General features: G+C 30.2%; 8 protein-coding genes. All 8 read right to left on the reverse strand.

The features are described 5' to 3' along the window. The coding region (locus HKP59_RS08925) for a hypothetical protein (RefSeq protein ID WP_291805910.1) at positions 1-274 on the reverse strand (274 nt) is incomplete at its 3' end. Positions 275-295: 21 nt separating this feature from the next. Then, complete coding sequence (locus HKP59_RS08930) at positions 296-2,014, reverse strand: collagen binding domain-containing protein (RefSeq protein ID WP_291805912.1); 1,719 nt, start codon at positions 2,012-2,014, stop codon at positions 296-298. Between the two features lie 57 nt (positions 2,015-2,071). Next, positions 2,072-3,181, reverse strand: a complete 1,110-nt coding sequence (locus HKP59_RS08935; RefSeq protein WP_291805913.1) for a hypothetical protein — start codon at positions 3,179-3,181, stop codon at positions 2,072-2,074. Between the two features lie 59 nt (positions 3,182-3,240). Continuing rightward, entirely contained in the window at positions 3,241-4,467 is a 1,227-nt protein-coding gene (locus HKP59_RS08940) for an IPT/TIG domain-containing protein (RefSeq protein WP_291805916.1), read from the reverse strand. Positions 4,468-4,491: 24 nt separating this feature from the next. Beyond that, positions 4,492-4,977, reverse strand: coding sequence for a hypothetical protein (locus tag HKP59_RS08945; RefSeq protein WP_291805918.1), 486 nt, complete (start codon positions 4,975-4,977; stop codon positions 4,492-4,494). Positions 4,978-5,020: 43 nt separating this feature from the next. Continuing rightward, positions 5,021-5,866 (reverse strand): hypothetical protein, encoded by an 846-nt coding sequence (locus tag HKP59_RS08950; RefSeq protein ID WP_291805920.1) that lies wholly within the window; start codon positions 5,864-5,866, stop codon positions 5,021-5,023. A gap of 10 nt (positions 5,867-5,876) precedes the next feature. Beyond that, positions 5,877-7,397, reverse strand: a complete 1,521-nt coding sequence (locus tag HKP59_RS08955) for a hypothetical protein (protein WP_291805923.1) — start codon at positions 7,395-7,397, stop codon at positions 5,877-5,879. Between the two features lie 8 nt (positions 7,398-7,405). Then, positions 7,406-9,091 (reverse strand): OmpA family protein (locus HKP59_RS08960; protein WP_291805927.1); only part of this gene is annotated, 1,686 nt, incomplete at its 5' end.

The raw sequence follows: 9,091 nt of genomic DNA on the forward strand, positions 1-9,091 counted from the left end.
CTTTTAAACCATCCATTAAGGTTTGATCTTCATCTTTTTTACTTAAAACATCTTTTCCTTCAATGGCTAATTGCTCAATATTATCAGAAAATTCATTCATTGCTTTTTCCGAAGATTTTATAACTTCAACCAGTTCTGTATCCCCACTAATTTCAGCAGCTATTGGAATACTTAGAGGAGGTAAAAAGTCAGCATTTCTTTTAGTACCATCTGAACATCCTATAAATAAGATAGATACAACTGTTAGTAGCATTAATGTTGTAATTTTTTTCATAATGTATTTTAAATTTAATTGTTATTCCTCTATTGGTTTAAATTCTATTTTTAAAGTTGCCCCTCTATTTGACAAGATTCTTTCAAATTCTTCTGAGTTTTTAAATTTCTCAATTTCTTGTTCAGTAAACTTTATTTGTCTGAAAGCTAATGGATAACCATTTAAAGAATTTCCTTTGGTGATATTCCACTCTTTATCTTCTTTACACCCAACATCAACTTGTTGCCATACATCACTTCTAGGATATCTACCCGTTAAATCAAAATTTAAATCTAAATAAATGGGACCATTATTATCTTGGGAAATATTACACGTATTTAAAGCGTCTTCATCTAAAGATATTTTAAAATTCGCAAAAACTCCTTTGCCACCTAATGATGCTACAAAAATCACTTCAGGAGTTGCTATTTCACTTTCAGGCCAACCATATAAGGTTTGTTTACCAATACCAGGAATCATAGTTGTATAAGGTATTTTTAAAGGTTCTCCATCAGTTCCTGTTGGGTTGTCATAATCACCACTAGCTCTAAAAGCTATCATATCAAAAGTCTGAATAGGCTCGTCATCTTCAGGAAACTTTATAGTTGTATTACGCCAAACTAGTTTTGCTTTGGCAAAACCAGATGCGGTATAGGTTACAACAATATCATATTTATCGTTTTGTTTTACTTCAATTTCTGGTAGCCTTAAGGTTGGGTTTTTTGTTAAGCCTGCCATGGTATCGGGGGCTCCTTTTGTTACAACATAATAAACGCCATTTGGAACTTCAGTAAACTTAAACTTTCCTTCTCCGTCAGTTTTTCTTTCTTGTTCTGGTATTTCAGATTCAGAACAAACAGGTTTTAGCGTTACTTTTTGATTTTTAACGGGCTTTTTCGTTTCTTCATCTACTAAAGTCCCATTTATTTCTCCTTCAAAAGTTTTAAGTTCGTATTCTAATTCTATAGGGTTTAAAAAAGGGTCGTAAACTATATGATCTTCCAATAATTTAAATGTTCCATCTTCCCATAAGTATTGTACTTGGTAATCACCCAAAAACAGCTTTTTGTTAAATTCAAAATCCCCACCTATAACTTCTGTATCAGCATCAAACTTTTTATTTCCAGGTCCATAACGATGCATTTTAACTGTACCACAAGCTTTATATTGATCATCACGTGTAATTTTACCTTTTAAATCTTGTTTTTCATTTTTATGGTAATAAATAATTGAGCTAGCGTGAAATGTTACAGAAGCAAACTCTGTTTTTCCTGTTTGATCGTTTTTATACGTTCCTGTTGTTGAGGTTTGTCTTGATAAATGCAATGCCCAAACTTCTGAAGTTATTTCTGGTGGCCACTCCGGAACATTCCCATTACTTATATCTTCATAAGTTATACCTTTATAAGGATCATATCCACATTGTCCAATCCAAGTTTTATTATCTGTTGATAAAACATTTGTTTTTGAAGGTGTATTTAAATTATATTTAAATTGTCTACGATTTAAATTGGTTAGTTCAGAGTTTAAATAGTCTTCTAATGGTTCAATTGCCCCAGAAATTTGAATTTCTTTGTCAGATTTGTTTCTAATAACTATTTTAACTGCTCCGTGCCAAGCAACTAAATATTGATCGGTTGGTTCTCTAAACATTTCTTTAAAAAATTCTTTTGGAATCTTATAATCCACTTTCGGTTCATTGTTTTGAGCATTTAGTTTAAATACAAATAATGCTATTAAAATGAAAATTATTTTTTTCATAAATTTGTTTTTTGTTAAAATTTAGCAGGGGAGGACTAAACTTATAGATTATTCTATTTATTTTTTTCTACGATATTTTTTTATTGTTAGTGCTTTTGTTCTGCTTGGTTTTAATAAAAAAAAGCCGCTATTTGTAGAAAATAATGTTGCTTTATTAGTTACGCTCCATTTAAAATCTAAATCTTTTGTAGCTGTTTTTTTATAATGTGGGTTGTCAATATTTACAGTGGTATTATTTTTAATTTTAAATGAATCTCCACCATCAATAATTTTTCCATAGCTATACAGATCATATTTTATAATAAGCTGCTTATTTTTGTCAATCTCCAAGACTTGCATTTTTCCAACAGTTAATTTTGACGTTACAAACAGTACTATGTCATTTTTTTGAAGTTCAATTCCGTCAATACTATCTACTTGTTCTAAAACTTCTTGGCGACCATCAAATAATTCTACAATTCTTTGTTCACCTAAAGAGGTGTATAGCTTTTCTCGTTTTAACCAAATTGGATTAAAAAGAGTGTCACTTACTTTTGAAATAGTGTCTATTTCAATAGCATTTTTTGCTCTTTCGATATTGAATCTAGGACCGTTTGAACCTCTTGTAGAGAAATCTTCCGTTTTTAAAACTAACCCTTTCCAAGCGTAGATATCCTGATAGTTATCTATTCTATAATAGTCAGCTTCTTTACCAAGAATGTCTTTTGTTGCTGTTTTTTCAGCACCCATATAAAGTGTTTCAATCCAAGAATCTTTTATTTGGTAATACTGAAAATGTTCTCTACATTTTATTCTTAAATGAAATGGATCATCACTAACTTTATTTTTTTCAGCATTGAAATAATACCGATGCTCATCAATCCATAAACGCTCTGAAATTTTAACTTTTTCTGGTAATAATTTTCCTCCAAAAGAAGATATTTTATAGGTTTCTTCAAAAGCAATATCTCCAAATTCGTCCCAATAATAAATTACTTGTTCAGCAACATAAGGAACTTGTTTACTATAACTTGTTTCAACACCATTTTTATAAGAATAACCTGAAACTGTTGAATACTTTAAGTTTTCATAGGTTATTTTTCCAGATTCAACTTTATAAGGTTTAAAATCTTGTGCTTGTATTGAAACTGCTATTGCAAGTAAACAATATTGAATAATATTTTTCATTAATTGGGTTATAAAAGGGTATTAATGTTTACATTAAAACCCTTATTAAAATTTATAATTTATTGGCTACAATTACCATCAATAATATCTTGGCTTGTTGGGTTGTATGCACATCGTCTTACATTTAACTTTGTAAAGCCATTGTCTATTATTAATGTATTTAAACTGCAAAAATTTGAAAGTGTACTATTCTCGTCAAAATCTAAACTGTAACCTACATTCGTAAGATTATTTAAACCATCTATGCTTGTGAGCGCATCATTACTATAAATTTCAAACTCCTCACCTACAGAAATTAAACTTATAAAACCATCTAAATTAGTTAGTAGCGGGTTTCGCTCAATATAAATATATTCACTTACTGATGTAAGATTGTTTAAACCATCTATGCTTACAAGTGCATCATTATAGTTAATATTGAGTTCGTAACCAATAGTTGTTAAACCATTTAAACCTTCTAAATTGGTTAGTGCTGTACGTGAAATTTCTAAGGAATCCGTTATTGTAGTTAAATTATGTAAACCATTGAGAGATGTTAGTGAAGCATTACCATTAATATAAAGTAAATCAGCAACAGTAAGACTACTTAAACCTTCAACACTGGAAAGTAACGGATTGTAATAAATATTAATAGTACCTGTTGTTGTTAAACTATTTAATCCATCTACATTAGCAAGAGCTGAATTTCGTTGTATAATTAAATCCCCAGTTTCAATAACATTATTTAAACCTTCTAAATTTGTAAGTGCTGTATTGCCTTCAATTTTAAGCGGTAAACTTATAGTTGTTAATGCACTTAAAGACTCTAAACTAACTATTGAAGCTGGTGTTAAGTTATTATCCCATCCTATTGTAAGGCTTCCTATAATTGCCGAATAATTATTTGCGCCAAAATCTTCTACTTCTTGTTGGGTTAATAATAAAACGTGTCCTGTAAAAACATTTACAATAGTAATGGTTCCTGCATTTATAGTTTTACCATTATAATTAATTGTTATCTCACCTGTTTTGGCTCTTTCAGGAACTGCAACCTTTAAGTATGTTGTGGTTACCTCAGTTACTGTTCCTTCAAGGCCGTTAAAAAATATATTGTATGTATCATTAATGTCAAAATTTTGACCATTAACAGTTATAATATCTCCAATAGTAGCTGTTACTGGTAGTATTGAGGTTATAGTTACGTCTTTTTTAATAATTTCAATAGTGTCAATCGTATCTGAATCATCGCAAGATGTAATTGACATTACTAAAATAAGTGTTACTAATAATAGCTTTAATTTTTTCATGTGTTTCTTATTTAGTATATTTTTCTACAATTTTTTTAATTTTTCATGCATTTCAACATAAATTTGTTGGATTTCTGTATCCGTTGCATTTGGATTTACCCCTTTAATTTGCTTTCTAAAATTAACATATGAAAAACTCTTAAAAACTCTATTTTCATTATCAAAATCAGCTAAGTCAACTTGTTTACTTTCTTCAGAATATTTAAAATAAAAATCAATCAACTTAAATACTACTTCTTTTGAAATAGTTTTGTTAGAATTAATTTCAGTTATACCAAGATTTAATCCTAGTTCATTTAACTCTTTTTGTGTTGGAGTTTTATCATTGTCTTTATACTTTAATATAAATTCAACTATTTCGGGACTTTTATCAATTGTTTTTCTTTCTATACTTTGAATCTTTTCCGATTGTTTATTTGATTTTAACAAACTATTTGGAGTAGACTGTGTAAAAGAATTATTTATAGTAAATAGCGTAGTTACTATAAAAAATAGTCCTATTTTATTCATAATTAAATTTTTTACTATGTTAACTACTTGAATTAAAAAAGTACTAATTACCTCGTCTCATTTTAATCATTTTTTGAATCATATCATATGTTTGACGCAGTTCTTCATCACTCATTTCTTTCATTTCAGGATCGTTTTTAGTTGCCATTTTTTTCCATTCTTCAAATGATAACTTTTGGATATTCTCCATATTAGCATCCATCTCATTTAATTCATTATTAAACTCATCATTGTTCATGAAACCTTCCATTTTTTGAATAGGGAAATCTGGTAAATTAAAATTGGAATCTGCTACTGAAACATCAAATTTTGCACTTGTTGCTTCGGTTACTGTTGTAATCCCTAACATAGTTACTTCCATTTTCAACATCACACCTTTATAAATCCAATTTTTAGCGCCCATTACATCCCAAATCTCACAGTTGTACCCTAAAATACTTTCATTTCCAACCTTTTTTCCACCCATAGCTTCCAACATATTCATTCCTGCTTCTCCAGCATCTTTATTAGATTGTTTCATCATATCCATACCTAAATCTCTATTTGCTGTAATGGTTTTTGTTTTAAAATCTGCTACATAGCTTTCTCCATTATCTAATTTACTCATTGTATGGCTTGAAGAAGTTTCTACTTTTTCTTTCCCAAAAAACTTCATGGTTGTGGTCTGCTCAGATTCTTGCTCTTTTAATTCAAGCGCTCCCCAATTTTTAAAGTACAAGCTTTCTGTTCCGCTTCCTGCTATTTTTCCTCCTAACACTTTACCTGAAATAATAGTAGAGTACTTAACAATACCTGATTTTACTTCGTAGCGTTTTAACTGATTTTGACTGTTCCCGTCGCAGCTCACTAGTGCTACAATAATTGAAAGTAATATGCTTATTTTTTTCATGATGTTGTTTTTATTTTATTTCTTTTAATTCGTATATGTAATAATACCCAGAATTTTCGTCAGGATTCTCTTCTATAATTTTAGCATAAACACCTATTTTATCATTTACCATCCATAATTTTTTAAGAACACCTGAATAACCTACAGCCTCTAATACCGTACATTCAAATGTGCCAGCAGGTGTAGTAATTTGTTCTTCTCCAATTACTCTATAGAGGGTTCCGTTAGAGCTAAAAGGATATAATGGGTCTGAATAATTACGATTTGTTCGTAATTCAGAAATATTACTATAACTATCATACCCATCAAAAATATAGTCAATTTCAAATCCCTCTTCTTCTAAGTTTGCTTGTACATTAGCTGTAAGAATCTTAGTTTCAAATGACTCTGTTCCCTCTATTAACACTGAGTAATTATAAACCAGTTGTGATACGTCTAATAAATCGTTCTTCATTTCAAGCCAATTTAACCAGGGTAAATTTTCTGATTCTTCTTCTTCATCGTATTTAAAATCACCATCTTCTGTATAAAAATCATCATCTGTGAATGCTAATCTTTTAATTTTTGAAATTTTTTGTTCTTCCTTTACTTTTATAGCTCCTTTATAAATAGTTCCTTTGTTTTCTAATTCAATAGCTTCACCATTCATAGTCACTATTTTATTTTCACCTTTAAACACGTCTTCACTACGAAGTCCAACCATCATAAAGGTCATTTCATTTTTGTTGAACATCCATGCGCCTCCAAACTTGCTTGACATACCTTCTTCTTTTTGAATAATAGTAAACGTATCTGGTTCGTTAAATGTAATAAATGTGGTAGCGCCTTCGTATGGCACATCTTTAAATTCCCAAGTACCTAAAAGTCCAGATTCTTTATTTTCGTCAATGATTTTTTGCTTGTCAATTTTTGAAAAATACATGTTGATTTCATCAAGATTTAAAACAAGTTCATTTTTGTTGGGTTGCGAAATAGCATATTCCCCTTTAAAATCCTTATTGTCTAAAATTATTGTGTTACTCGATTCATTATAATCCCAAGTTCCAAAAACCCTATCTCGAATGTAGAAAATCCCATTTTTGTTTAATTCCACTAATGAACCTACAACGTCGGTTTCGCCTTTTATCTCCATTTTTTCAAAAAACCAATCTCCCGTAATTTTATTGTTTAGTTCTTTGTGTTTAGGAAGGCTTATTTTTTGAAAACTATTTATATCTCCATTCGCATTACTTAATTTTAATTCAGTATCATTCAACGCTTCTATTTTATTTTCACCATCAAGTATCCCTAAATATGGACAACTAATAGTAAATGTATTTTCAGTTTCATTTTGTGACCATGTTCCTACATTTGCACCTGAAATATTAATTTCTCCGGCTTCTTTAAATACAACGTGCATGTTTACAGGATACACTTCCCCTGCTTCGTTCATTTCTGTAAGTTTCCAAACTCCATCAATGTATTTTGATTGTGCGGTTATACTTCCTACAAAAGTGACTAAAGCAATACTAATAACTATTAATTTTTTCATAGTGGTATTTATTTTAAAATTCTTAAAATCGATGTCTCCGAAGCTCTAATTATTGTGGTTGTTTTATCTGCTTTGCTAAACCAAAAATCTTCATCAGATCGAGGAACATTTCCAACAATCCCTTTATCTAAATCACACGTGTAAGTACCTGGGACTTCTACATTATTAGATTGACTGTGAATAGAGCCGTTATAATCATAGGTTACAAATTTTACAGTAAGTTTGTAATTATCTTCTTTATCGATATCTAAAATTTGCATTTTTCCCATATTCCCATCTGAAGTTGCATAAAGAATAATGGTTCCTTTACCATTTACAATACCAGAACTATTTGAAATATGAATAGGGCTGTCAGCTAAAGATTCTAGCTTATCACCAATCATTTTTTTATCAATGTTATCAAATGTTGAGCTGCTATTATTACTTGTATTTGAACTATTATTTGAAGACCCAGAAAATTTTACAAATTCCACTCTTCTATTATTAGCTTTACCTTCTGGTGTACTGTTATTATCTATAGGTTTGCTTTCTCCAAAACCAGTTGATTTTAGTCGATTTGATGAAATTCCCATATCAATTAATTTGTTCATAACAGATTTTCCTCTTGCTTTAGATAAACTCAAATTTGAATCATCATCACCATCACTATCTGTATGACCTTCTACACTAAAATTAACTGTAGGATTGTCTACCATGAGTTTATAGATTTCGTTAATAGGACCCATACTTTCTGTTTTTAAAGTAGCTTTATTGACATCGAATTTAATTCCGTTTACCACAATTTTACCTTCAGAAAGAACTCGATCATAATATTTTACACCTCCTTTAGCGATACGGAAGTTTTTGATGTAAATCTGGTCACTATCTGCTTCAATAGTAATTCCAGAAGGATTAACTTCTAAATGGGGAACATTTATTAAACGTGTATCATTAAAATAGGCTTTGAATTTTCCTTTGGTAAAAGCCACAGAGATATGTTTCCAAGACCCATCAGTCTCAACTGTCCATCCTAACCTTTCAGTTCCTGGATAAGGCTTGCCTGAATCCTTAAACTCTAAACTATGAGGCATTACAACCAATCGTTCGGTTTTTTGCCTATTGTTTTTTTGGTCACTTAAAAAAATCCATAATCTGTTTCTAGTTGTAGATCCTTTTGGAAACCATACATCCAATTCTAATGTAAATACATCGGGTAAATAATCTTCATTAGAATTTTTAAGGTAGGGTACAATGTAAGATTGGTTACTAATAAACATAATTACATTATCGCCATCAACATTCCCAATTTCAGCATTTCCTTTGTACAAATCCCATCGGCTAGGAAACTCCCCATTTTCTTCATCAGCACTTGGGCCATCTTCAAAAATTACAGTTTCACCAGGTACAAAATCAAACTTGCTCCAAACTACAGTGGGCTTGTTTGATTTTGCATTGGCTTCATCAGAATTTATAGATTCTGAATTATTTACACCTTTTTCATTTGTGTTGCTATTTCCCTCTTTTTCTGTTGTTTTCTTATCTTTTTTCTTTCCGTCTAATACATCTTCAGCTTTATCAAACTCTTTATCAATTTTTTTATTGACACGTTTTTCGGCTCTTTTCTCAGCTTCTTTATCAATTTTTTCTTTCGCTTTTTTTGCTAATTTTTTAAAAAATTGTGCTTCCGTTTGTTGTGGAACAATAAAAAATAAGCC

The organism is Lutibacter sp. (assembly GCF_013041805.1).
Classification (GTDB): Bacteria; Bacteroidota; Bacteroidia; order Flavobacteriales; family Flavobacteriaceae; genus Lutibacter.

Bases quoted from the DNA above. Each gene is read 5' to 3' on its own strand.
- HKP59_RS08935 (WP_291805913.1), bottom strand. From the start codon at position 3,181: ATGAAAAATATTATTCAATATTGTTTACTTGCAATAGCAGTTTCAATA.
- HKP59_RS08955 (WP_291805923.1), bottom strand. From the start codon at position 7,397: ATGAAAAAATTAATAGTTATTAGTATTGCTTTAGTCACTTTTGTAGGA.
- HKP59_RS08940 (WP_291805916.1), bottom strand. From the start codon at position 4,467: ATGAAAAAATTAAAGCTATTATTAGTAACACTTATTTTAGTAATGTCA.
- HKP59_RS08945 (WP_291805918.1), bottom strand. From the start codon at position 4,977: ATGAATAAAATAGGACTATTTTTTATAGTAACTACGCTATTTACTATA.
- HKP59_RS08930 (WP_291805912.1), bottom strand. From the start codon at position 2,014: ATGAAAAAAATAATTTTCATTTTAATAGCATTATTTGTATTTAAACTA.
- HKP59_RS08950 (WP_291805920.1), bottom strand. From the start codon at position 5,866: ATGAAAAAAATAAGCATATTACTTTCAATTATTGTAGCACTAGTGAGC.